Genomic DNA, 20,978 nt, shown 5'->3' on the forward strand with positions numbered 1-20,978 from the left:
TCTGCTGCGCTGCGACCCCTATTACCGGCGGGATTCGGACCTCGCGATGAGGCCGGTGTGAAGGGCCGCGTAGGTGCGCCACGGGCTCAGTTCGGCGGGCCCCTCCGGCCAGATGTCGGGGTCGCCGAGAGCGCGCATCCGGATGTAGGCGGCCGTGCGTGCGTCGATCCCGGGGATCGCCAGCAGTTCGGCTTCGGCCTGGTCGCGGTCGGCCCCGGCGTCGAGCCGGACCTCGCCCGAGGCCAAGGCGGCGGCGAGGGCCACGACGACCGGGCGGTGCTCGGCGTCCACCTCGGTCAGCGGCGCGGTGGCGAGCACCGCCGGTTCGGGAAAGAGGTGGGTGAGACCGCCCTTGGGCACGGCCAGGGCGTCGCCGTAGACGGCGGCGAGAGCCGCGGCGGTGTCGCGTGCGGCCCCGTCGGCTTCGCCGAGGACGGCCCTGACGGCGAGCTCGGCGGGGTCGGCGGCGCCGGGGGCCCGCAGGCCCGGGCGTGCCACCGCGACGGGCGCGAGGACGGGGTCGGCGGCGAGTCGTTCGGCGATGGCGTAGGGGTCGGCGTCGAGGTCGAGGAGGCGGCGCAGACGGTGGGCGGCGGTGGTGAGGTCGCGGAGTTCGTCGAGGTGGAAGCGGGAGTCGAGCCAGGAGCGCCCGGCCTTCTCGGCGACCTCGACGACGCCGGCGCCGAGCGGCAGCCGCAGGGTCCGGCGGTAGACGCGGCGGCCGCGGGGGCCGGTGACCTCCTCGACTCCGGGCACGGCGTGCGCGGCGAGGAAGTCGAACATCTCGGCGGTCGCGTATTCGCCGCGGAAGGCCAGGCGCAGCGGCACTCCCCCGCCGGGGACGCCCGATGAGGGCTGTCCGGCAGCGGAGTGCGACGCGCGCAGCTCGCTCGGGGTCGAGGCGTAGATCTCGCGGATGGTGTCGTTGAACTGGCGGATGCTGCTGAATCCGGCGGCGAAGGCGACCCGGCCGGTCTGGAGGCCCGTGGTCTGGAGGAGCACGCGAGCGGTGTGGGCGCGTTGCGCGCGGGCCAGCGCGACCGGCCCGGCGCCGAGTTCGGCGTTGAGCTGCCGCTGGACCTGGCGGGCGCTGTAGCCGAGCCGGGAGGCGAGCCCCGCGACGCCTTCGCGGTCGACGACGCCGTCGCCGATGAGCCGGACGGCGCGGCCGACGACGTCGGCACGGTTGTTCCACGCCGCCGAGCCGGGCGCGGCGTCGGGCCGGCAGCGGCGGCAGGCGCGGAAGCCGTCGGACTGGGCCGCGGCGGCGCTGGGGAAGAAGCGCACGTTCTGGCGTTTCGGGGTGGTCGCGGGGCAGCTGGGGCGGCAGTAGATGCCGGTGGTCGAGACGGCGAAGAAGAACTCGCCGTCGAAGCGCGCGTCACGGCTGCGGACGGCCTCGTACCTGCTGTCACCGGTCATCACACGCTCAACTGTGACGTGTCCGGGGCCCGGCCGCCAGCGGAAATCGGACGTCGCGATCGTGGACGTGGCGCGGGCCACAGCGCGTTGCCGGTGGCGTGGCGATGGTGCAGACTTCCGCGGCAGCCGACGAGTAGGAGCCGCGATGTACGTCCCAGCCCATTTCGCGCCGCACGAGGACGCCGTCGGCGAGCTGCTGACGGCCCACGGCGCCGCCGATCTGGTGACCTCGACGGCGCGCGGGATGCTCGCCACACTGCTGCCCTTCGTCTACGACCCCGAGGCCGGCGAGCGCGGTTCACTGCTCGGTCACGTCGCGCGCAACAACGAGCAGTGGAGCGAACCGGCGCTCGGGGACGCGCTGGTGATCGTGCGCGGACCCGACTTCTACGTGTCGCCGACGTGGTACGCCTCGAAGCGCGAGCACGGTCGCGCGGTGCCGACGTGGAACTACCTGACCGCGCACGTCTACGGCCGCCTCGTGGTCCATGACGACACCGCCTGGCTGGAGGCGCTGGTGCGGCGGCTGACCGAGAAGCACGAGCGCGGCCGGGCCGAGCCCTGGACGGTCGACGACGCGCCCGCGAGGTTCGTCGCGGGTCAGCTGCGGGCGATCGTGGGCGTCGAGGTGGTCATCGACCGGGTCGAGGCGAAGTTCAAGATGAACCAGAACCGTTCGGCCGCCGATGTGGACGGGGTGATCGCCGGGGTGGCCGGCGACGGCGACGAGGCCGGTGCCGCGGCGATGCGGGCGGCGAACGGCCGCTGACGCGGGTCAGGCGTGCGCGCCGACGGTGACGGGGCCGAGTTCGAGGGTCGCCGGTCCGCCGTGGAACTCGCCGATCCGTTCCGCCCGCGCTTCGAGCTCCCCGCGCTGCCGGTTACTCAAGGGCGTCAGGGTCTCGACGGTGATGGCCGTCTTGCGTCCCGAGCGGCGCTGGTGCCACACGCCGGTGACGGTCCCGTCGACGAGGAGGAGGGGGTAGTTCCCGGCCTGGCCGCGAGCCAGGGCGCGCTCGAAGGCCTTGCCCGCGAAGAGCCGTTCGCGCGGCTGACAGGCGATGCCGTAGCCGTCGAAGTAGGGCAGCAGGCGCACGCCCTCGGGCGCGGTGTCGGGGAAGTCGGTGTCCCCGGCGTTGACCCACATCTTCTCGCCGTCGAGTTCGACGGCTTCGAGGCGCTCGGTGAGCCTCGCGAACAGCGTGTTCGCCCATCCCACGGGTCCCGCCATCCAGCGCGCGAAGTGCTGGGGCGTGGCGGGCCCGTAAGCGTGGAGGTACCGGAACACCAGTTCGGCGAGGGCGTCGTCGCCGTTCATCGGCGTGAAGCCGGGCAGCCAGCGGTGCGGGTTGGTGTAGGTGACCTTGCGGCCGCGGTTGGGACCGAAGCAGAGCGCGCCCCGGTGACCGGCCGTCGACAGGGCCTGCCGCCAGCGCGGCCACATGGTCTGGAAGGCGGGCATGACCAGGTCGCCGGCCCAGGGACCGGTCTCGGCGACGACGGCCGTGTCGAGTTCGTCGATGGTGAGCGCGTCGTCGGCGAGGACGCGTCCGACGGCGGCGACCACCTCGTCGGTCTGTCCGGGCGTCAGCCGGGAGTCGGGGCCCTGGAGTTGACGCCCGGTGGGAACCGCCGACAGCGCGCCCGTCCACAGTGGGATGTCGGCGGTCGGCAGGAGGTGGACCGTGCCGCGCGGGCCGTGGCTCTTGACGAGGGTGCGGTCGTCCCAGATCGCCGAGCGGACCGACGCGTTCGTGCTGCCGGGCAGCCGCAGGCCGATCGACAACTCGCCCGCCGTGAGGATCTGGGCGTGCACACCGGACATGGCCGTGGCGATGGACGCCGGGTCGGTGCCGGGTGTCGCGGCGAGGTGGTTGCGGTCGAGTCGGCGGGCGCTGACAGCGGTCCAGGAGAGGCTCATGCACCCACCGTACGGACCATCTAGGTCTGTTTCAGTCCTAGATGGTCAGTGGACCATGGCGGGACTGTCGATGCCCGGCTCGTGCTTGCCCGAGCGGAGCATGAGGAAGCAGACGACGGCGCCGATCACGAAGATCACCGCCGACCACATGAACGCCGTCGTGTAACTCTTCAGCGCGGCATCGGCCAGCAGCTGCGGCGTGGGCTGCTTGCCCGCGACGAAGTCGGTGGCGGCGTTGTTGGCCAGGGTGCTGAGCAGCGCCGTGCCGATGGAGCCGCCGACCTGCTGCGAGGTGTTCACCATCGCCGAGGCGACACCCGCGTCGAGTTCGGCGACGCCGGCCGTGGCGACGTTCATCGCCGGGGCGATGATCAGCCCCATGCCCAGACCGCACAGGATCAGCTGCGGCATGACCTGGCTGACGTAGTCGCTGTCGACGTGGATCGTGGTGAGCCAGAAGAGACCGGCCGCCGCCAGCACCATGCCCAGCGTGACCGGGATCTTGGCGCCGATGCGCGGGAGCAGCACGATCGTCGAGACCTGCGCGGTGATCATGATTCCGGCGACCATCGGCAGGAAGGCGACGCCGGTCATGACCGGTGAGAAGTCGAGCGTGGTCTGCATGTAGTAGGTCAGGAACAGGAAGATGCCGAACATCCCGGCACCGGAGATGAAGACGGCGATGTAGGCGCCGCCGCGGTCGCGGTCGCGCACGACGCGCATGGGCAGCAGCGGATGGGCGACCTTGCGTTCGATGAACACGAACAGGATCAGCAGCACCGCACCGGCGGTGAGGAAGCCCCACACCGCGGGCGAGCCCCACGAGCGCGTCTCGGCTCGCGAGAGACCGAACACGACGCAGAACAGACCGGCCGTCACCACGATGGTGCCGGGGATGTCCAGGCTCGGCTTCGCCGCGTGCAGCCCGGGGACGAGGAACATCATGGCGCCGATCAGCGCGATCACGGCGAAGACGAGGTTGACGTACAGGCACCAGCGCCAGTCGAGGTACTCGGTGAGCACTCCGCCGAGCAGGAGACCGATGGCACCACCGGCACCGGCGATGGCACCGAAGATGCCGAAGGCCTTGCCGCGTTCCTTGGGGTCGTTGAAGGTCGTCGTCAGCAGTGACAGCGCGGCGGGCGCGAGAAGCGCGCCGAACAGGCCCTGGAGGGCGCGGGCGAGGACGAGCAGTTCGAAGCCGTTGGCCGCGCCGCCCAGCGCCGAGGCGAGCGCGAAGCCGACGAGCCCGACGATGAAGGTGAGTTTGCGGCCGAAGAGGTCCGAAAGGCGCCCGCCGAGCAGCAGGAGGCTGCCGAAGGCGAGCGAGTAGGCGGTGACGATCCACTGCCGGGAGTCGTTGGAGAAGCCCAGTTCGGTCTGCGCGGAGGGCAGCGCGATGTTCATGACGGTCGCGTCGAGCACGATCATGAGCTGCGCGAGACCGATCACCGACAGGATCAGCCACCGGTGCGGATGCCGCTCGCCGGCCTGTTTCGCGTGCTGCGCTGTCGCCATGACCGTGACCCCCCACATCGGCCTTGCCGGTCGGCGGAGGCGCTCGGGACGCGGCATGGACCGGATCTTGCGGACAGGTCGACAATAAGGCCGCGAGGGGGCGCGGATGACCGAAACGGCCGACGGGCGAGGGGACGTTCGGGCACGTCAGGGCCGTAATCGGCGTAGTCCGGGCCGCCGGGGCGGCCCGGGGCTCACAGCTTGACGATCTTCCCGCCGAGTCTGGCCTCCTCCGCGGCGAACACGACGCGGTGGCTGGCGACGCTGGCCTCGGCGTCGGAGGTGATCAGTTCGGGACGGCCTTCGCTCAGGCCGCGGCAGAAGTCCTCGATGAGGCCGCGGTCCCCGCCGCCGTGACCGTCGGCCGCCGAGGCGCCCTCGGCGTCGGTGTCGTGACGGGTGGTCTCGTTGGTGGCGAAGTCGAGGACCTCGATGTGCCGCCCGTCGCCGGTCAGCTGCCCGCCGCTGCCGAAGACCCTTGTGTGGCGGTTCTCCTGGGGGGTAAAGGCGGTGACGGTGAAGGACGCGGTCACGCCGCCCTCGTACTCGATGTTGACGACCTGGTTGTCGCACACGTCGTTGTCGTGGTCGTAGACGCAGCGGCCGTAGGGGCCTTCGCGCAAGGCCCGCGCGACCGACTCCTCGTCGAGCCCGTCGGCGGCGACGAGCGTGAAGTAGTCGCGGGCCGGTTCGCCGTAGCGGCCTTCGACGTAGAGCTTCTGGGCGGCGTAGGCGCAGGAGTCGGAGAGCTTGCAGTCCACACAGCGCGCGGCGGCGCCCTCGGGGCGGCGGTCGTGGCGGAAGTGGGTCAGCGCCCCGAACGACGACACCCGCAGGGCCCTGCGGCCGATGACGTGGGCCAGCCAGTCGATGTCGTGGGAGGACTTCGCCAGCAGCATCGGGGAGCCCTGCCGGATGGAGTTCCAGTTCCCGCGCACGTAGGAGTGCGCGAAGTGCCACCAGCCGATCGGTTCGAGGTGCTGCACGCCGATCACGTCGCCGACGGCGCCCTGGTCGATGAGCTCCACGAGCTTCTTGGTGTAGCGGGTGTAGCGCATGACGTGGCAGACGGCGAGGGTCACCTCGGCGGCGCGGACGGCCTCGCCGATCCGCACGCAGTCGGCGGCGGAGAGCGCCAGGGGCTTTTCCAGCAGGATGTCGTAGCCGAGCCCGGCGAAGACGAGGGCGGGTTCGACGTGGTCGGCGTCCTGGGTGGCGATGATGACGGCGTCGGCGACGCGGCCCGCCGTGGCGAGTTCGTGCCAGTCCTCGAAGAGGGCTTCGGGCGGCAGGCCGTGTTCGGCGGCGATCTGCTCGCGCTGCCGTTCACGGGGTTCGGCGACGGCGACGATGACCGCGCCCGAGGGGGCCTGGGCGACGAGGCCGGCATAGGCCGCGCCTCTCGCGCCCGCGCCGACCAGGGCGATCCGGAGCGGCCGGTCGAGGGCGAGACCGGGCCTGAGGTTGTGGTGGGTGTTCATCGGCACCATCCATTACTTAACCTGTTTTCATAATTGCTGTGCCAGACTCTCCACCGGGTGGGCCTGACTGTCAAGGGACCGAATGAGAAGAAACAGCGGGGGCGACGCGAGCCTGCTCCGTCGACTCAACACCGTGGCGGTACTGCGTGTCCTGCACGTCGCCGGGCCACTCACCCTCACCGAGGTCGCCGCTCGGGCGACCGTCTCGCGACCCACCGCCGAGGACGCCGTCGCCGACCTGCTCAACCGCGGTCTCGTGCGCGAGAGCGCGCCCTACGAGGGTCCGCGGGTCGTCGGCCGCCCGGCGAGGCGTTACGAGTTCAACGCCGACGCCGGTTACGCCCTCGGCATCGACGTCGGCGCGCACAAGATCCTCGCCGTCGTGTCCGACCTCGGCGGCGACGTCCGCGCGACCTTCCGCACCGACGTCGATCCGGAACTGGCCGCGCCCGACCGGCTCGCCGCGATGCGCGCGGCCCTGCGGGCGGTGGCCGCCGAGGCGGGCGTGAACCTGTCCGACGTGCGCGCGCTCGGCGTCGGCACGAGCGGAATCGTCGACCCGACCGGCAAGGTCACCCTCTCCGGCCACCTGCCCGGGTGGACCGGCACGCATCTGCCGACCGAGCTGTCCGGGATCGTTCCCGGGCGGGTCGTCGTCGCCAACGACTCCAACCTCGCCGCCCTCGGCGAGCACTGGCGGGGTGTGGCGCGCGGTGTCGACGACGTCGTCTACGTCCTCGCCGGACGGCGGATCTCGGCGGGGATCCTGCTCGGCGGGCGCGTCCACACCGGACGGCACGGCGCCGCCGGGGAGATCGGCATCATGCGGAGCATGGGCTGGTACGACACCGCCCGTCTCCTGCGCGACGGTCACGCCTCCAGCGAGGAGCTGGTCAACCGGCTCGCGGCCGGCGTCGCGGCGACCGTGCTGACCATCGACCCCGAGGTGGTGATCATCGGCGGCGGGCTCTCCCAGGCGGGCGACGCCCTCATCGAGCCGTTGCGGATCAAGCTCGCCGACCTGTGCCTCTACCCGGTGAAGGTCGAGGCCTCGACGCTCGCCGACCGCTCGGTCGCCCTCGGCGCGATCCGGCTCGCGCTGGACGAGGTGGAGCGGGAGTTGTTCGACCTCGGCTGACGGCCCCCGCGCGGGGGCCGTCAGCCGGGGAACGGCTCAGACCGTGCGGCCGAGGACCTTCGTGGCGAACCAGCGTGACAGCGGCCTGCCGACGCAGAGCACGACCGTGACGATCGCGGCCGCGCTGAGGATCAGGTGGAAGATGAAGGAGAGGACACTCGTGGCGTTCACGTGCCCGTAGTCGAAGAACATGATCCCCCCGTTGAACACGGTCGAGATCGCGTTCTGGAACACCGCGCCCGCGACGAAGGCACCGAGGATCCGCGCGCCGTCCTTGCCGCCGGCGACCATGACACCGGCCAGGATCAGACCGAGGATCTTGGCCGCGTCGAGGGCCATGGCGAAGAACCAGGTCAGGCTCCACAGCGAGTCATCGGGGTAGGTGTACTGCTGGAAGTCGAGGTATTCGACGATCGCGAGGATCAGGGTGGCGACCGTGACGCCGGCCATGATGAAGAACAGCGCCATCACCCCGGCGACACCACCGGGCCGCCTTGGCCCGCCGAGGTTCGGCGGCGATGTGAAGCCCGCCTGGGGCGCGGGGTAGGCCGGGGGCGGGAGCTGCCCGCCCGGCGGAGGGCCGTACGCGGGCGCCTGCGGTGGGGGCTGCTGCTGGCCGTAGTCCGGGACCTGCTGGGCTTGGCCGTAGTCGGGAGCGGGTTGCTGGGGCGGCTGCTGTCCGTAGTTCGGGTCGTACGGGGGCGGCTGGTTGACCATGTGACCTCATTCGGCGAGGGGCGTGGCACGGGCCGCCTCAAGGTAGCAAGGCCGGACCAGGCAGGGTGACGGTCAGTGCCGGGCGGGCTCCAATGTGGACTCGACCGCGGCGGCCCGCGACAGGAGTTCCTCGTCGGCCCCGAACGCGCCGACGAGCTGCAGCCCGATCGGCAGCGCGCCCGCCGGTCTCGGCGTCGGCAGGGTCAGCGACGGAAGGCCGAGGAAGCTCCAGGGCAGGCACATGATCGCGCTTCCCGTGGTGGCGATGCCTTCCGGCGCGGTGCCGGGGGCGGCCGGGGCGATCCACACGTCGACACCGGACGCGGTGAAGCGCTCGGTGAAGCGCGCGCGGATCGCCTCCCGCTCGGCGCGGGCCCGGGCGTACTGGGCCGGGCTGATCGCGCGGCCTTCGCCGACGGCCTTCACGGTCTGCTCGCGGTAGCCCTCGGGATGGGCGGCGTACCAGGCGGCGTGCGCGAGGGCGAGCTCGTGGCGGTTGATGGTGAACTGGGTGGCCCGGATGTGCTCGAAGTCGTCGAACATCGCGACGCGGCGGACGTCGAGGCCCGCCTTCTCCAGGAGCGCGACGTGCGTGGCGAAGGCCCGGGTGGCGATGTCGTCGGCTTGGTCGAGGTAGGGGCCTTCGGGGACGCCGAAGACGGCGCCGAGGCCGTCGGCGACCTCGCGCCAGCCGTCGCACAGGATCGGCGCGGCCACGGCGATCCCGGCGAGGTCGGCGGCGTAGACGCCGAGGGTGTCGAAGCTGGTGGCGTTGGGGATGACCCCGTCGGTGGGGATGCGCCCGTAGGTGGGTTTGAAGGCGGTGACGCCGCAGAAGGCGCCGGGCCGGATCATCGAGCCGACGGTCTGGGTGCCGATCGCCAGCGGGACCATGCCCGCGGCGACGGCCGCCGCCGATCCGCTGCTGGAGCCGCCGGGGGTGTGCCCGAGGTCGTGCGGGTTGCGGGTCGGGCCGGGCGCGAGGACGGCGAACTCGGCGGTGACGGTCTTGCCCGCGATGAGGGCGCCGGCGTCGCGGAGGCGGTCGACGACCGTCGCCTGTGGACCGGCGAGCACCTCGGGCGGAACGTCGGAACCGGCCTTCGTCGGGAGGCCGTCGACGTGGACGATGTCCTTGATCCCGACCGGGATCCCGTACAGCGGGGGCCGCGCGGCGGGGTCCGGCCAGCGCGCGGAGATCGCCGCGGCGTCGGCGAGCATGCGCCCGCGGCGGTTCGGTTCGCCCACGAAGGCGGCGACGGCACCGTCGACGGCTTCGATGCGGTCGCAGGTGCGCGCGATGCGGTCGCGCACGCCGGTGTCGTCGGCGGACGTTTCCACGGCCAGCGGGCGTGGCCGCACGAGATTCTCCATGCGCGTCAGGGTACGTACCGGAGATCGTGTCCCGCCAGGCGGGAAAATAGCGAGGCAGACTCGTGAACAGCGCCACATTGGCTCGTGCCGAAGATCGCGTTGCGACAGGATGTCGGCTGATGACGGACACCGCCCCAGCCCCCGTGACCCTGCGCGCCCTCGCCGCGCCGGTCTTCCTTCCCTCGTTGTTGTTCGGCATCGGGCAGGGCGCCATCGCGCCCGTGGTCGTGGTGTCCGCGCGCGACCTCGGCGCCTCGATCGCCGTGGCGGGCCTGATCGCGGCCCTCGCGGGTTTCGGCAACATCATCGCCGACGTCCCGGCCGGCGCCCTCGCCGCGCGTCTCGGGGAGCGGCGGACGATGATCGCGGCGACGGTCGCGCTGGCCGGGGCCCTGGTCATGTGCGCGCTGGCACCATCGCTGTGGCTGCTGGGTGTCGGCATCACGCTGACCGGTTTCGCGCGGGCCGCCTGGGGGCTGGCGCGCCACACCTACGTCACCGAGGCCGTGCCCTACGAGCTGCGCGCGCGGGCGCTGTCGACACTCGGCGGCACCCAGCGCATCGGCATGTTCATCGGTCCGTTCGTCGGAGCGGCGGCGATGACCTGGGCCGGGACCGAGGGCGCCTACTGGGTTCACCTCGTGACGGCCGTGGCGGCCGTCGGGGTACTGCTGGCCGTGCCGAGTCCGCCGGGCGCCGACGAGGCCGACCGGCCGAAGTCGAAGGCCGAGCACGGCGGGACGCTTAAGGTCCTGCGCGAGCACTTCCCGACCTTCCGGACGCTCGGTGTCGGGGCCATGCTCGTCGGCGCGCTGCGTTCGGTCCGGCCGGTCGTCATCCCGCTGTGGGCGGAGTACCTCGGTCTCGATCCGGCCGCCACGAGCATCGTCTTCGGGCTCGCGAGCGCGATCGACATGGCGATGTTCTATCCGGCGGGCAAGATCATGGACCGCTACGGGCGGGTGTGGGTGGCCGTTCCCTGCATGCTCGTGATGGCGGTGTCGCTGTTCCTGCTCCCGTTGACCCACAACGCGGGGACGCTGCTGGCCGTCGCGATGCTGATGGGCTTCGGGAACGGCATCGGCAGCGGGATCATCATGACCCTGGGCGCCGACGCCTCCCCCGATGTCGGCCGCGCGAACTTCCTCGGCGGCTGGCGCCTGTGCTCCGACCTCGGCAACGCGGGCGGGCCGCTGCTGGTCAGCGGCATCGCGGCCGTGGCGACGCTCGGCCCGGCGATCCTGGCGATGGGCGTGGTGGGCATGGCCGGCGCGGGCGCGCTGGCGAAGTGGATCCCGCGTCGTTCCTAGGCCTTCTCCAGCACGGCGAGGTCGACCTCCTGGCGCGCGCCGACCGCGCGCTGCGCGATGAACACGCCGCCGAGCACGACGAGACCACCGATGATCTGCGCGGTCGTGAGGCTCTCCCCCAGCAGCAGCCACGCGGCCAGGGTCGCCACGACGACCTCCAGGTAGGCCATGCCACCGGCGACGGCGGCCGAGAGCAACTTCAGCCCGGCGATCCCGGCGAGGTAGGCCAGGACCGTGCTGCCGACCAGCGCGACCGCGACCAGGGCCGCCGAGACGTGCACCCCGCCGAGCGAGACCTGCGTGCCGAGCAGCGACCAGTCGACGTCCCAGGGCCGCGCGAACGGCGTCAGCCCGGCACCGCCGATGAGGAAGCCGCTGGCCAGGAGCACACGGGTGTCGACGCTCTCGGTAAGTTTCTCGCCGCCGAGGAAGTACACCGCCTGGCACAGGGCGGCGGCGGCACCGGCGAGCAGGCCGAGGGCGTCGAGACGCAGACCCGACCAGACCTCGACGACGACGGCGAGGCCGGCGAGACTCACCAGCGTCCCGATGACGGCCGAACGCGGGAGCCTCGTCCGTCGCACGAAACGGATCCAGGCGACCACCAGGATCGGCCCGGTGAACTCCAGCAGGAGCGCGATGCCGACCGGAAGCCGTGACACGGCGAGGAAGTAGAAGACCTGCACGCCCGCGACGGCGGCCAGCCCGAAGGCCACCAGCCCGGCCCAGGGCAGTTTCGGCCGGCGCAGCAGCACCGGCAGCGCGACCAGCGCGAGCGCGATCCCGGAGCCGACCACGCGCAGCCAGGTCACCGGTACCGGGCCGACGCCGGCGTTGATGATCGTCTTGGCCAGCGGACCGGAGAACCCGAAGCACAACGAGGCCCACAGGATGAGCAGCAGACCGGTCGTGGAGGCGCGCGAGTGGACGGACACGTGGCAGCTCCCGGGAAGATCGTCGATGAGGGGCGGACGCCACACCGGAGTCCGGCGAGCGTCCAGGCCGTGACCGGCGCCGGACGGACCGGCCGGCCGGGCGTTTCGGTGGCCTGCGGAACGGTCTCACGGCCGTAGGATCGGCGACTATGCGCTGGCTCACACTCGCGGCGGTCGTCGCGCCGCCCCTCGTCCTCGCCGGCATCGGCGTCTCGCACCCGCACGAGCTGAGCGCGGCGTCGGCGCCCTGGTGGACGAACATGCACATCATCCTGGCGGCGGTCTTCCCGCTGCTCGCGGTCGGCCATTGGGTGCTGCTGCGCGGGATCGGTGGGCCCCTGGCGTGGGCCTCGCGGATCGCGGCCTTCCTGTACATCGGGTACTACGGCGCCCTCGACGCGCTCGCCGGGGTCGGGACGGGAACGCTCGTGCAGGACGGTCTGTCGGCCGGTGGAGGGCATCACGCGCCGGACGGGCGGGATCCCGCGATCACGTCGCTGTTCGTGGTCGGCAACGACCTGGGTTACTTCGGCGCCTACTGCTTCGTGGCGGCGGGCGTGCTCACGGCCGTCGTGCTGTACCGCGGGGTCGGCGCGCGCGCGATCCCGGGCGGTGTCGTGCTCGTCGCCGCGAGCGCCCTGTTCTCGCAGAAGCACATCTACTGGCCGCTCGGGGTGATCTCGCAGCTGGGTCTGGCGGCCGGTTTCGGGCTGCTCGCCTGGGCACTTCCCGTCGCGCGCGAGGAGGCGCCGGTGCGGCAGGCGGTCGCGGTGGCGTAGCCGGGAGACTCCGTATGCTTGTTGCCAATAGTTTGCAACAAGTCCCCGGGGTTCCGGGGGGAACGGGGAAGCCTCCGATGAGCGACGTACCGTCCGGCACCGCGCGGCCGATCGTCTATTACGGGACGGCGCCGCTGCACCAGGCGTGTGCGCCCGTGGAGAGGTTCGACGCCGATCTGGAGGCGCTGGTCGCCGACATGTTCGCGAGCATGTACGCCGCCGACGGCGTGGGGCTGGCGGCGAACCAGATCGGTGTCGACGCGCGCGTCTTCGTGGTCGACTGCCCCGACGCCTCCGGCGAGCATCTCGTCGCGCATGTGGTCAACCCGGTGCTCGACCCCGCGCCCGTCCCACGCGAGCTGGTGACGGACCTGGAGGGCTGCCTGTCGGTGCCGGGGCAGTATCACGAACTGGCGCGCACGGAGACGGCGACGGTCCGGGGTTTCGACGTGCGTGGTGAGCCGGTCGTCTACACGGGTGATGGGACTCTGGCCCGTTGCTTCCAGCACGAGACGGATCACTTGGACGGGACGCTGTACGTGGATCGGCTGCCGCGGAAGGTTCGTGTCGCCCTGCTCACGGAGGCGGGACTCTCGGAGCGTGGGTGACGGGGCGGGGTTCGGGGTTGGACGGGGTTCGGGGTTGGACTGAGCGGGGTTGGACTGAGCGGGGTCCGATCCGAGCGGTGACCGGGAGTCGCGGTTCGCGCGTGGGCGGGGACTCGGCGGTGACGGGCCGCGGGTGAACCCGCGCGTTCGGGCGAGTTCCGCTTCGCGGCTCGCGCGCGCCTGGGCCCGGGCCCCGGGCCCCGGGCCCCGGGCCGCAGCCATCCAGCCAGGGGTGAGCGCCGCTTCGCCGCTCACTCGGGCTGGGGACCCGGCCGCAGTTGCTGCTCCATGGGCGAGTCTCGCTCCGCTCGCCCGCCCACGCCGGGAACCCGGCCGCGCTTCCGCACCCAGGCCGGGGACCTGGCACCGGCGGCGGGCCGCAGCCCGATCCCATACCCCTCAGGCGGCTTCGTTCGCGCCGCCCAAACAAACACAGGCCCTTACAACCTCACCCACCCAACACCGGGAACCCAAGACGCCGGTCCCGCGAGCGTGAGCGGCGCTTCGCCTGCCGCCCCGCCCCCGCCTCCGCCGGTGACGCGGCTTCGCGAGCGTGAGCCCCCGCTTCACAGCTCGCCCGGGCCTGGAGCCAGAGGCGCGGCCAGCGCACGCGAGTCCCGCTTCGCGGCTCATCTCAGGCCGGGAACTCCGGCCGCAGTGCTGTCCCGCCAACGGCGGGTATCGCTTCACGGCTCCCCGCACGCCGGGGACCGGGCCGCAGCTCTCCCTCGATGGGCGAGTCTCGCCCGCTCGCCCGCCCACGCCGGGTACCCGGCCGCGTTTCCCCAGCCAGGCCGGGGACCCGGCACCGGCGGCGGGCCGCAGCCCGATCCCATGCCTGCCAGGCGGTTTCGTTCGCGCCGCCCAAACAAACACAGGCCCTTACAACCTCACCCACCAACACCGGGAACCCAAGACGCCGATCCCGCGAGCGTGAGCCTCGCTTCGCGGCTCACTCACGCCGGGGACCCGGCCGCAGTGCTGTCCCGCCCACGGCGAGTCTCGCTTCGCTCGCCCGCCACGCCGGGAACCCGGCACCGGCGGCGGGCCGCAGCCCGATCCCATACCCGCAAGGCGGTCTCGTTCGCGCCGCCCAAACAAGCACAGGCCCTTAAAACCTCACCCACCAACACCGGGAACCCAAGACACGCCCCCGCTAAGCGCGAGCGGCGCTTCGCCTGCCGCCCCGCCCCCGCCCCGCCGGTGACACGGCCAGCGAGCGCGAGCCCCCGCTTCACTCGCCCGCCCACACCGGGAACCGAAGACACGGCCCCGCGAACCCCCGCTTCGCAGCTCCCCGCACACCGGCACCCAGGCCGCACCTGCCTCCCGCTGGGCGAGTGTCGCTTCCCCCACCCTCCCGTTCCTCCCCCACCTCACCAAATAAGCTCCCGTCATGGCCTTGCCGTCAGTGTCGACGGTCGGTGACGCGGCGGGTGAGGAGTTTTCCATGGTGACGGTGGCGGTTCTCGGGGCGGGGAAGATCGGGCATACGGTCCTGTCGGGTTTGCGTAGGGCGGGGCGGCCTGCGGGGACTTTGCTGGCGACGGTTCGGCGTCCGGAGCGGGCGGTGGAGTTGTCGGCGGCGCTCGGGGTCGAGGTCGTCGGGAATGCCGAGGCGGTGGCGCGTGCGGGGGTCGTCGTGGTCGCGGTGAAGCCGCAGGATGCGGCGGCGCTGCTCGCCGAGTTGGCGGGGTGTTTCACGTCGGACCATGTGGTGGTGTCGTTGTGCGCCGGTCTGCCGACGTCTTTTTTCGGGAAGCGTCTTCCGGATGGGACTCCGGTGGTGCGGGCGATGACGAACACGCCGGCGCTGGTCGATGAGGCGATGACGGTCGTGTCGGCGGGGGAGCACGCGACGGATGAGCATCTCGCGGTCGCCGAGGAGTTGTTCCGGCCGCTGGGGCGTACGTTGCGGATGCCGGAGGCGCATCAGGACGCGGTGACGGCCTTGTCGGGTTCGGGTCCCGCGTACATGTACTACCTGGTCGAGGCGATGACGGACGCGGCGATCCTGCTGGGGTTGCCGCGCGCGGTCGCGCATGACCTGATCGTGCAGACCGCGGTGGGCGCGGCGGCGATGCTGCGTGACACGGGCGAGCACCCGGTGAAGCTGCGCGAGGCGGTGACGTCGCCGGCGGGCACGACCATCAACGCGGTCCGCGAGTTGGAACGGCACCGGGTGCGCGCGGCGGTCGCCGACGCGGTCGAGGCGGCCCGGGATCGGGCGCGGGAGATCGCGGCGGAGCAGGACTGAGGTTTCGGTTCAGCCTTCGGTGGGCAGGTCGTTGAAGGGCGTGGCGTAGGCGAAGGGACCGCGCACCTCGGGCGTGTAGGCGCTCAGGGTGCGCGCCTGGAAGGCGTGGCGCCATTCGTCGAACGCCGGGTGCACGTCGAGCGTGTGGGCGAGGACGAACCCGAAACGGCGGTAGAACGCCGGGTCGCCGAGCAGCACGATCAGCGGGTAGCCGAGCACGTCGGCCGTCGCGACGGCCGTGTGCACCAGCAGCGACCCGACGCGCGCGCCCTGACGGGAGGGGTCCACCGCGATCGGGCCGAGGCCGAGTACGGTGTGCGCGCCTCCGACGGTGGCCTTCGTGCACACGACGTGACCGACCACGTGGTCGCCGTCAGCGGCCACTAGGGACAGTTCCGGAATCCAGCTCTCGTCGCCACGCAGGCGATCCAGCAGATCCGCTTCGAGGTCACGGCCGAAAGCCTCGACGTGGACGGCGTGTACCGTGCGGTGGTCCTCGGGCGTCTCGCGACGGATGATCATCCGTCCATTCTCGCCGGGCCCCCGGGTTCGCGGTAGCGCTTTTGCCGGTGGGGCGCGGGGTCGGGTTGTCAGAGGTTCTTGGTACAACTGTGCGAAGCGCAGTGAAAGGTGGTGTCCGGAGATGGGTTTGTCCACTGCGGATGTTCAGGTCATCGAGGAGACCCTCGCGTCCGGGAAACATCCGAAGGTGGTGTTCACCGACTCGGCTGGCCAGATCGCCGGTCGGGTCGGGAAGGTGATGCGGCTGGAGGAGCCCGCCGAGGGCGAGTTCGTGACGGTGCGGTTCGGCAATGACGAACTGCCGTTCTCCGCGGCCGACGTGCGCATCCCCGCGCGCGGTGAACTGAGCCGGGCGACGCGCAAGCCGGCGGCCGAGCCGGAGGAACCGGCGATCACCCCACCTCAGGGTGCTCCCCTCCTGGCCGAGCGTCACAATGACGTCGATAACGGTTCGAATGGAACGACGAAAAGGGGTGCGATGAGCGATCAGGAGTCCGGTGCGGCGGTACCGCGTCAGGCCGACCCGGTCGACGCGAACAGGCCGGCGCCGCGACGCAAGGCGGCGGCCAAGCCGAAGGCCGGGCCCGAACTGACGGTGTCGCTGACGTTCAAGGACGACGAGTGGTCGGTGTCGGCGAGCAAGGGCACCAAGATGATCGCCCGTCCCGTCCCGGTGAAGGCGTCGAAGGCCGTGGAGCTGGTGAACTCCCTGGAGTCGCCCGCCGTCGCGGCCGTGGTGGAGGAGATCGTGGAGCAGTCCAGGGTCGCCGCCTCCGAGGAGGCCGACCGGCTCCGGCAGCAGCTCGCCGACGTCGAGGCCCGGCTCGCCGAGCTGAGTTAGGCGTGCGGATCCGGGCTCGCGTTCGCGGGTGCGGATCCGGGCCGGCTCGCGGGCCGGACCCGCGACAGTGACGACCACCGCGCGTTGGGACCCGGTCGCTTCGGCGGCCGGGTCCCTGTGCGTCTAGCCCTTGGGGATCTGCGCGGTGGTGATGCGCTTGCGGAAGACCCAGTAGGTCCAGCCCTGGTAGAGCAGGACGAGTGGGGTGAACACGGCCGCGACGATGGTCATGATCTTCAGGGTGTACGGCGTCGAGGCGGCGTTGTGCACCGTGAGGCTGTAGGCCGGGTTGGTGCTGGAGGGCATGACGTCGGGGAACAGCGCGACGAACAGCGCGATGACGGCCAGGCCGATGGCGGCGGCGGTCCCGGTGAAGGCCCATCCGTCGCGGCCGATCCGCGTGGCGAGCAGTCCGCCGATCAGTGCGACGGCCGCGATCGCCGAGATGGCGATCGACCATCCGCTCTTGTGCAGCAGCCCGGTCCACACGAGGAATCCGGCGGCCAGGACGGTCGCGATCACGCCGAATTTCAGCGCGAAACCGCGTGCCGCGTCGCGGATGTCACCGGCGGTCTTGAGGCCGATGAAGACCGCGCCGTGCAGGGTGAACAGCGCCAGCGTGGTGAGTCCGCCGAGGATGGCGTAGGGGTTGAGCAGGTTGAACAGCCCGCCGGTGTACTCGCCGGCGGCGTCGATGGGGACGCCCTTGGTGATGTTGGCGAAGGCCACGCCCCACAGGAACGCCGGGACGAGCGAGCCGACGATGATGCAGGCGTCCCAGCGGCGCTTCCAGGAGGCCTCGGGCCGCTTGCCGCGGTATTCGAAGGCGACCCCGCGCACGATCAGCGCGAGCAGGATCAGCAGGAGCGGGAGGTAGAAGCCCGAGAAGAGCGTGGCGTACCACTCGGGGAAGGCGGCGAAGGTGGCGCCGCCCGCGACGATCACCCAGACCTCGTTGCCGTCCCACACGGGGCCGATGGTGTTGATCATGACGCGGCGGCGGGTGTCGTCGCGCCCGAGGACGGGCAGGAGCACCCCGACGCCGAAGTCGAAGCCCTCCAGGATGAAGTACCCGGTCCACAGGATCGCGATCAGGATGAACCAGATGTTGACGAGTTCCATGGCTGTCCCTCAGTACGCGAAGGCGAGCGGCTTCTCGCCGCCTGCGTCGGAGTCGGAGTCGGAGTCGGTGTCGGCGGGGGTCAGGTCGGGCAGGCCCGCGCGGGCGTACTTGAGCAGAAGCCCGACCTCGACGACGGCGAGGATCCCGTAGAGGATCGTGAAGGCCGCGAAGGAGGTCAGCACCTCGGCGAGGCTCACGCTCGGCGAGACGCCGTCGGCGGTCTTGAGCAGGCTGAACACGATCCAGGGCTGACGCCCGGTCTCGGTGAAGATCCAGCCGAGGCTGTTGCCGATGAGCGGGAACAGCGGGACGAAGGGGACGAGCCACTTCAGCCACCGGTTGGTGGGTTCGCGGCCCTTGCGGATCGTCCACAGCGCCCACAGCGCGATCAGGGCCGCGAGCGCGCCGAAGCCGATCATGCCGCGGAAGCTCCAGTAGGCGAGCGGGATGTTGGGCCGGTAGTCGCCGGGCCCGTAGAGCTCCTCGTACTGTGCCTGGACGTCGTTGATGCCGAGGACTTCGCCGTCGAAGGTGCCCGTCGACAGGAACGACAGCAGGTTGGGCAGTTTGAGCGCGTAGACCTCTTCGGTCCCGTCGAGCGTGCCGATGGTGAACAGGGAGAAGGCCGCGGGCTGTTCGGTCTCGTACAGGGCCTCGGCGGCGGCCATCTTCATCGGCTGCGTCTCGGTCATGATCTTGCCCTGGATGTCGCCGGTGACGAACATCCCGGCCATCGCGACGAGCGTGGTGATGGCGCCCATCTTCACCGCGGAGCGGAAGGCGGGCCGGTCCTCGCTCGGGGTCTTCGACCGGTACAGGTGCCACAGCGCGACGGCCATGACCAGGGCGCCGGCGGTGAGGAAGCAGCCGAAGAGCGTGTGCGGGAAGGTGATCAGGGCGACCTTGTTGGTCATCGTCGCCCAGAAGTCGGTGAGTTCGGCGCGGCCGGTGGTGGCGTTGACGCGGTAGCCTACCGGCCATTGCATGAAGGAGTTGGCGGCCAGGATGAAGTAGGCCGACAGCGCGGTGCCCGCCGCGGCGATCCAGATGCAGGCCAGGTGGATCTTCTTGGGCAGTTTGTCCCAGCCGAAGATCCACAGGCCCAGGAAGGTGGACTCCAGGAAGAACGCCAGCAGCCCCTCGATCGCCAGTGGCGCCCCGAAGATGTCGCCGACATAGCGCGAATAGGCCGACCAGTTCATGCCGAACTGGAACTCCTGCACGATGCCGGTGACCACGCCCATGGCGAAGTTGATCAGGAACAGCTTGCCGTAGAACTTCGTCAGCTTGAGCCAGCGCTCGTTACCGGTGCGCACCCACGCGGTCTGGAACCCGGCCACGAGGAAGGACAGGCCGATGGTCAACGGCACGAACAGGAAGTGGTAGACGGTGGTGACTGCGAACTGCCATCGCGAGGCGTCGAGTACTTCCATGGATGGGCCTCCTCAGAACCTTCTACCTGATGTAGAAGCCTCTACGAATCGTAGAACTTGGCGGCCGCCACGGCTCTGGCGGGCCCTGTTGCGCCTGTCACGTGTCCTCGTGGCCGGTTTCTGCCGCGTTCGCATCAGCGGCGACATACCGGACAAACTACGCCAAGGTCCGCTGTTGCTGGCCGGAAACCACATCGGCACCTTCGACCCCTTCGTCCTCATCGCCGCCTGCGCGCGCACGGGACTCGCGCCGAGGATCATGGCGTCGCGCGGACTGTTCACGACACCGGTCTTCGGGACCCTCATGCGCCGCAGCGGGCACATCAGGGTCGACCGGGGCGCCCACACCGTCACCGAGGCCCTTCATTTCGCCACCGAGGCCCTCGAAGAGGGTTCGACGATCGCCGCCTACCCCGAGGGGCGGATCACGATGGATCCGCTGATGTGGCCCGAGCGGGGGAAGACGGGCGTGGCGCGGCTCGCGCTGCTGACCGGCGCGCCGGTCGTGATCGTCGCGCAGTGGGGCGCGCACGAGGTGACGACATGGGACCAGCCCGGAACGATGGTCGCGCGGCTGATCTCGGCGCTGTGGCGGCGGCCCATCGCGCGCGTCCACTTCGGAGCGACCGTGGACCTGTCTGGACTCACCATGGAAGGTCCCGGTCACGTACGGGAGGCCGCCGACCGGATCACCGCGGCCACCTTCGCCGAACTGCGCGCGCTGCGCGCCGACGAGCCCGGACTCCCCCGCTACCTGGACCCGGTCCGTCCACTGTCGACGGCACGCTCCTTCCGGGCGGCGGAACGCGAAACGACGTATGATGCCCACAGTGGCCGGTAGGAGACCTCGGTCACACCCTTCTCGCCAATGACTGCAACGGTGACCGCGTGGTTTCTCTGAACACCCCGTTCGACCCGTGGCCATGGCGCCGGCGTGTGCTGGCCACCGCCGCGGCGGCCGCGGCCCTCACCGTGGTCATCGCCGCCCTCGTCACGGCTCCCCCGGACAGTCCACAGGGGATGGCGTCGCCGCCCGTGGGGACCTCCGCCGACGAGTCGGTCCTGCCCGGAACCGACGGCGTGGGCGCCGAACAGCCGGGGACGTCGGCCGACCCGGAGTCGACCGACCCGACGAAGGACAAGGACGGAGACGACCCCGAAGACCGCGACGGCAACGGCGGAGACGGCTCCGAACCCGGCAACGGCGGGGACGACGATGACGACCCGCCGCCACCACCACCGCCTCCGCCCGCGCACGTCACGAGTGTCGCGGTGACCGGACTCGGCCAGAGCTGCAGCCCGTGCGTCCTCACCGCGACGGTGAAGGTCACCGCGTACGACAAGCGGAAGGTCACGGTGAGCGTCACCATCGCCGGCGACAACGGGGACGGGAGCAGGACGTACACGTACTCGCTGAGCGGCAGCAAGAGCTACACGGTGACGGTGCCCGGCGGGCAGGGGAGCTACTCGACGAGCTGGGCGTGCGGCGGGGACGCCGAGAACGCCGTGGCGACCGCGAGCGGCAGCGGCCGCAGCGGCAGCCGGACGCTGGACTGCCCGGGGCGCTGAGGGCTTCGGGCCTCCGCAGCGGCCGGTGCC

19 protein-coding genes are annotated in these 20,978 nt (G+C 71.3%); 9 read left to right on the top strand and 10 right to left on the bottom strand.

What is annotated here, in order from left to right; all coding sequences use genetic code 11:
- Nucleotides 1–21 precede the first annotated feature (21 nt).
- A complete protein-coding gene (locus tag HNR73_RS17905; protein WP_184788632.1) occupies nt 22–1,422 on the bottom strand; it encodes a DNA-3-methyladenine glycosylase 2 family protein in 1,401 nt (466 codons plus the stop codon).
- A gap of 145 nt (nt 1,423–1,567) precedes the next feature.
- On the opposite strand from HNR73_RS17905, the gene HNR73_RS17910 reads away from it, so the two are divergent.
- Nucleotides 1,568–2,191, top strand: coding sequence for an FMN-binding negative transcriptional regulator (locus HNR73_RS17910; RefSeq protein ID WP_184788633.1), 624 nt, complete (start codon nt 1,568–1,570; stop codon nt 2,189–2,191).
- Nucleotides 2,192–2,197: 6 nt separating this feature from the next.
- Here the strand turns inward: HNR73_RS17910 and HNR73_RS17915 are convergent, their stop codons facing one another.
- The 3 genes from HNR73_RS17915 to HNR73_RS17925 all read right to left on the bottom strand — a co-directional run bounded on the left by HNR73_RS17915 (nt 2,198) and on the right by HNR73_RS17925 (nt 6,342).
- Complete coding sequence (locus HNR73_RS17915; protein ID WP_184788634.1) at nt 2,198–3,343, bottom strand: winged helix DNA-binding domain-containing protein; 1,146 nt, start codon at nt 3,341–3,343, stop codon at nt 2,198–2,200.
- Between the two features lie 45 nt (nt 3,344–3,388).
- Nucleotides 3,389–4,861 carry an MFS transporter gene (locus tag HNR73_RS17920; protein ID WP_203686736.1) on the bottom strand — a complete coding sequence of 491 codons (1,473 nt, stop codon included), beginning with the start codon at nt 4,859–4,861 and terminating at the stop codon, nt 3,389–3,391.
- 194 nt (nt 4,862–5,055) lie between these two features.
- Entirely contained in the window at nt 5,056–6,342 is a 1,287-nt protein-coding gene (locus tag HNR73_RS17925) for a Gfo/Idh/MocA family protein (RefSeq protein WP_184788635.1), read from the bottom strand.
- Nucleotides 6,343–6,475: 133 nt separating this feature from the next.
- On the opposite strand from HNR73_RS17925, the gene HNR73_RS17930 reads away from it, so the two are divergent.
- Nucleotides 6,476–7,480, top strand: coding sequence for an ROK family transcriptional regulator (locus HNR73_RS17930; protein ID WP_221330971.1), 1,005 nt, complete (start codon nt 6,476–6,478; stop codon nt 7,478–7,480).
- 36 nt (nt 7,481–7,516) lie between these two features.
- Here HNR73_RS17930 and HNR73_RS17935 read toward each other — a convergent pair whose 3' ends face one another.
- Both HNR73_RS17935 and HNR73_RS17940 read right to left on the bottom strand, forming a co-directional pair.
- The gene (locus HNR73_RS17935; protein WP_184788637.1) at nt 7,517–8,197 is read right to left on the bottom strand and encodes a hypothetical protein; all 681 of its coding nucleotides are present in this window, start codon (nt 8,195–8,197) and stop codon (nt 7,517–7,519) included.
- Nucleotides 8,198–8,269: 72 nt separating this feature from the next.
- The gene (locus tag HNR73_RS17940; RefSeq protein ID WP_184788638.1) at nt 8,270–9,571 is read right to left on the bottom strand and encodes an amidase; all 1,302 of its coding nucleotides are present in this window, start codon (nt 9,569–9,571) and stop codon (nt 8,270–8,272) included.
- A 119-nt stretch (nt 9,572–9,690) separates the two neighbouring features.
- Between HNR73_RS17940 and HNR73_RS17945 the strand changes: the two genes are divergently transcribed.
- Nucleotides 9,691–10,881, top strand: coding sequence for an MFS transporter (locus tag HNR73_RS17945; RefSeq protein WP_184788639.1), 1,191 nt, complete (start codon nt 9,691–9,693; stop codon nt 10,879–10,881).
- Here the strand turns inward: HNR73_RS17945 and HNR73_RS17950 are convergent.
- A complete protein-coding gene (locus HNR73_RS17950) occupies nt 10,878–11,816 on the bottom strand; it encodes an EamA family transporter (protein WP_184788640.1) in 939 nt (312 codons plus the stop codon). The genes HNR73_RS17945 and HNR73_RS17950 overlap by 4 nt on opposite strands.
- 149 nt (nt 11,817–11,965) lie before the next feature.
- Between HNR73_RS17950 and HNR73_RS17955 the strand changes: the two genes are divergently transcribed.
- The 3 genes from HNR73_RS17955 (at nt 11,966) to proC (ending at nt 15,460) form a co-directional block, all read left to right on the top strand.
- Nucleotides 11,966–12,595, top strand: a complete 630-nt coding sequence (locus HNR73_RS17955; protein WP_184788641.1) for a hypothetical protein — start codon at nt 11,966–11,968, stop codon at nt 12,593–12,595.
- A gap of 77 nt (nt 12,596–12,672) precedes the next feature.
- Nucleotides 12,673–13,203 (top strand): peptide deformylase, encoded by a 531-nt coding sequence (gene def, locus HNR73_RS17960; protein ID WP_184788642.1) that lies wholly within the window; start codon nt 12,673–12,675, stop codon nt 13,201–13,203.
- 1,450 nt (nt 13,204–14,653) lie between these two features.
- On the top strand, nt 14,654–15,460 hold the full coding sequence (gene proC / locus HNR73_RS17965; RefSeq protein WP_184788792.1) for a pyrroline-5-carboxylate reductase: 807 nt from the start codon (nt 14,654–14,656) through the stop codon (nt 15,458–15,460).
- A 9-nt stretch (nt 15,461–15,469) separates the two neighbouring features.
- Here proC and HNR73_RS17970 read toward each other — a convergent pair whose 3' ends face one another.
- Nucleotides 15,470–15,982 carry a GNAT family N-acetyltransferase gene (locus HNR73_RS17970; RefSeq protein ID WP_184788643.1) on the bottom strand — a complete coding sequence of 171 codons (513 nt, stop codon included), beginning with the start codon at nt 15,980–15,982 and terminating at the stop codon, nt 15,470–15,472.
- A gap of 121 nt (nt 15,983–16,103) precedes the next feature.
- Between HNR73_RS17970 and HNR73_RS17975 the strand changes: the two genes are divergently transcribed.
- Nucleotides 16,104–16,823: a hypothetical protein gene (locus tag HNR73_RS17975; protein ID WP_184788644.1), complete on the top strand. Its 720-nt coding sequence runs from the start codon at nt 16,104–16,106 to the stop codon at nt 16,821–16,823.
- Between the two features lie 123 nt (nt 16,824–16,946).
- Here HNR73_RS17975 and cydB read toward each other — a convergent pair whose 3' ends face one another.
- Together cydB and HNR73_RS17985 are read right to left on the bottom strand one after the other, a co-directional pair.
- Nucleotides 16,947–17,945: a cytochrome d ubiquinol oxidase subunit II gene (gene cydB, locus HNR73_RS17980; protein ID WP_184788645.1), complete on the bottom strand. Its 999-nt coding sequence runs from the start codon at nt 17,943–17,945 to the stop codon at nt 16,947–16,949.
- A gap of 9 nt (nt 17,946–17,954) precedes the next feature.
- Entirely contained in the window at nt 17,955–19,379 is a 1,425-nt protein-coding gene (locus HNR73_RS17985) for a cytochrome ubiquinol oxidase subunit I (protein WP_184788646.1), read from the bottom strand.
- Between HNR73_RS17985 and HNR73_RS17990 the strand changes: the two genes are divergently transcribed.
- Together HNR73_RS17990 and HNR73_RS17995 are read left to right on the top strand one after the other, a co-directional pair.
- Nucleotides 19,378–20,220: a lysophospholipid acyltransferase family protein gene (locus HNR73_RS17990; protein ID WP_184788647.1), complete on the top strand. Its 843-nt coding sequence runs from the start codon at nt 19,378–19,380 to the stop codon at nt 20,218–20,220. The two genes, HNR73_RS17985 and HNR73_RS17990, sit on opposite strands and share 2 nt — an antisense overlap.
- 95 nt (nt 20,221–20,315) lie before the next feature.
- Nucleotides 20,316–20,948: a hypothetical protein gene (locus HNR73_RS17995; RefSeq protein ID WP_184788648.1), complete on the top strand. Its 633-nt coding sequence runs from the start codon at nt 20,316–20,318 to the stop codon at nt 20,946–20,948.
- The last annotated feature ends 30 nt before the right edge of the window (nt 20,949–20,978 follow it).

This window comes from Phytomonospora endophytica (genome assembly GCF_014202425.1).
Classification (GTDB): domain Bacteria; phylum Actinomycetota; class Actinomycetes; order Mycobacteriales; family Micromonosporaceae; genus Phytomonospora; species Phytomonospora endophytica.

Excerpts from the sequence above, each read along its gene's own strand:
- HNR73_RS17905 (WP_184788632.1), bottom strand. The coding sequence starts at position 1,422 with ATGACCGGTGACAGCAGGTACGAGGCCGTCCGCAGCCGTGACGCGCGC.
- HNR73_RS17910 (WP_184788633.1), top strand. The coding sequence starts at position 1,568 with ATGTACGTCCCAGCCCATTTCGCGCCGCACGAGGACGCCGTCGGCGAG.
- HNR73_RS17915 (WP_184788634.1), bottom strand. The coding sequence starts at position 3,343 with ATGAGCCTCTCCTGGACCGCTGTCAGCGCCCGCCGACTCGACCGCAAC.
- HNR73_RS17920 (WP_203686736.1), bottom strand. The coding sequence starts at position 4,861 with ATGGCGACAGCGCAGCACGCGAAACAGGCCGGCGAGCGGCATCCGCAC.
- HNR73_RS17925 (WP_184788635.1), bottom strand. The coding sequence starts at position 6,342 with ATGAACACCCACCACAACCTCAGGCCCGGTCTCGCCCTCGACCGGCCG.
- HNR73_RS17935 (WP_184788637.1), bottom strand. The coding sequence starts at position 8,197 with ATGGTCAACCAGCCGCCCCCGTACGACCCGAACTACGGACAGCAGCCG.
- HNR73_RS17940 (WP_184788638.1), bottom strand. The coding sequence starts at position 9,571 with ATGGAGAATCTCGTGCGGCCACGCCCGCTGGCCGTGGAAACGTCCGCC.
- HNR73_RS17945 (WP_184788639.1), top strand. The coding sequence starts at position 9,691 with ATGACGGACACCGCCCCAGCCCCCGTGACCCTGCGCGCCCTCGCCGCG.
- HNR73_RS17955 (WP_184788641.1), top strand. The coding sequence starts at position 11,966 with ATGCGCTGGCTCACACTCGCGGCGGTCGTCGCGCCGCCCCTCGTCCTC.
- def (WP_184788642.1), top strand. The coding sequence starts at position 12,673 with ATGAGCGACGTACCGTCCGGCACCGCGCGGCCGATCGTCTATTACGGG.
- proC (WP_184788792.1), top strand. The coding sequence starts at position 14,654 with ATGGTGACGGTGGCGGTTCTCGGGGCGGGGAAGATCGGGCATACGGTC.
- HNR73_RS17970 (WP_184788643.1), bottom strand. The coding sequence starts at position 15,982 with ATGATCATCCGTCGCGAGACGCCCGAGGACCACCGCACGGTACACGCC.
- HNR73_RS17975 (WP_184788644.1), top strand. The coding sequence starts at position 16,104 with ATGGGTTTGTCCACTGCGGATGTTCAGGTCATCGAGGAGACCCTCGCG.
- cydB (WP_184788645.1), bottom strand. The coding sequence starts at position 17,945 with ATGGAACTCGTCAACATCTGGTTCATCCTGATCGCGATCCTGTGGACC.
- HNR73_RS17990 (WP_184788647.1), top strand. The coding sequence starts at position 19,378 with ATGGATGGGCCTCCTCAGAACCTTCTACCTGATGTAGAAGCCTCTACG.
- HNR73_RS17985 (WP_184788646.1), bottom strand. The coding sequence starts at position 19,379 with ATGGAAGTACTCGACGCCTCGCGATGGCAGTTCGCAGTCACCACCGTC.